This window comes from Streptomyces sp. NPDC059900 (assembly GCF_050270335.1).
Classification (GTDB): Bacteria; Actinomycetota; Actinomycetes; order Streptomycetales; family Streptomycetaceae; genus Streptomyces.
Window position 1 is genome coordinate 1 of record NZ_JBNNJZ010001078.1, and the last position, 1,435, is coordinate 1,435.

A 1,435-nucleotide genomic window follows, 5' to 3' on the forward strand; every position below is an offset into this window, starting at 1 on the left:
CGTGCGGGCGACGTCGGTGGAGCAGGTTGCCCAGGCGCTGGTGGGGCTGCACGCGACCGAACCGGCGACGGTGTTCCTGTCCGTGGCCGCGCGGATGAACGGTGCGACACCGCAGGCGGTGGAGCGAGCCCTGTACGAGGACCGCAGCCTGGTGCGGATGCTGTGCATGCGCCGCACCATGTTCGTGGTTCCCAAGGACCTGGCGCCGGTCGTGGAGGCGTCCGCCGCCCGTACGGTCGCGGCCCGTGAACGTGCCGCTCTGGCCAAGGTGCTGGCCGAACAGCTCGGGCACGGCACGCGCTGGCTGACCGACGTCGAGACCGAGGTGGCCGCGGCCCTGGAAGAGCTCGGCGAGGCCGACGCCGTCCAGATCGCCGATGCCGTGCCCCGGCTCAAGGAACAGATCACGATCTCGCCCGGCAAGCCGTACGAGACCCGGCCCCGGATCGGCAACAAGGTCCTCACGGTCATGGCCGCCGAAGGCCGCCTGCGCCGCGGCCACCCCCAGGGATCCTGGACCTCGGCGAAGTTCCGCTGGACCCTTGCCGAACCGCACCCGCAGCTGCCGGCCGACCAGGCCCGAGTCGAGCTCGCCACCCGCTACCTGGCCGCCTTCGGTCCGGCCACCCTCGACGACCTCAAGTGGTGGACCGGCTGGAACCTCACCCAGACCCGCACCGCCCTGGCCGGCACCGCCGCCATCGAGGCGGACCTCGATCACGCCACCGGCTACGTGCTGCCCGACGATCCAGTCCTGCAGGAGAGCGCGGGCGACGACAGCGACACGGTGGTCAATCTGCTGCCCACGCTCGACCCCACGGCGATGGGATGGCGCAACCGCGACTGGTACCTCGATCCCGCGTACGCGCCGGAACTCTTCGACCGCAACGGCAACATCTGCCCCACGGTGTGGGCGGGCGGGCGCATCATCGGCGGCTGGCGGCAACAAGACGACGGGCAGATCGTCACAGAACTCCTCACCTCCCCCCCGGCAGTGGACCCTCGGGTATGCGCGGCTCTCGCGGCCGAGGCCGACCGGCTCGCAGAGTTCCTGGGTAACGTCCGTGTCCGCCCCCACGTCAGCACGCCCCTCATGCACCGCCTGAGGGCATAACGGCTCGCGCCACGTTGATCACCCATGTGGCCTGCACCAGGACGCGGGCATTGCGCACGTTGTGATAGCCGGGTGTACCAGCATCCATGGTCCCGACCGTGCCGGGCGCGGTCGGCGTCACGCGGTGACGCCCTGCGGGCCGGGGACGCGCAGCGGGTTGCGATGGCCGCAGTCCCAGCACTCCACAGACTCGGGGAGGATCTCGTACCTGATGCCGGGCTGTCCGAAGGAGCCGTCGATACGGCAGCCGCCGCAGCCCGGGCAGGGCGCGGCATGGAAAGGCCTGTCATCGCAGCGTGGGCAGACACCGTCCGCACTGAT

Annotated in this window: 2 protein-coding genes; one reads left to right on the top strand and one right to left on the bottom strand. The window is 70.9% G+C overall.

The genetic code is table 11. The features are described from left to right. On the top strand, nucleotides 1–1,114 hold a 1,114-nt coding region (locus tag ACQKIP_RS47370; RefSeq protein WP_427745859.1), incomplete at its 5' end, for a winged helix DNA-binding domain-containing protein. A gap of 117 nt (nucleotides 1,115–1,231) precedes the next feature. On the opposite strand, the gene ACQKIP_RS47375 is transcribed toward ACQKIP_RS47370, so the two are convergent. Next, nucleotides 1,232–1,435: a hypothetical protein gene (locus ACQKIP_RS47375; RefSeq protein ID WP_427745860.1), complete on the bottom strand. Its 204-nt coding sequence runs from the start codon at nucleotides 1,433–1,435 to the stop codon at nucleotides 1,232–1,234.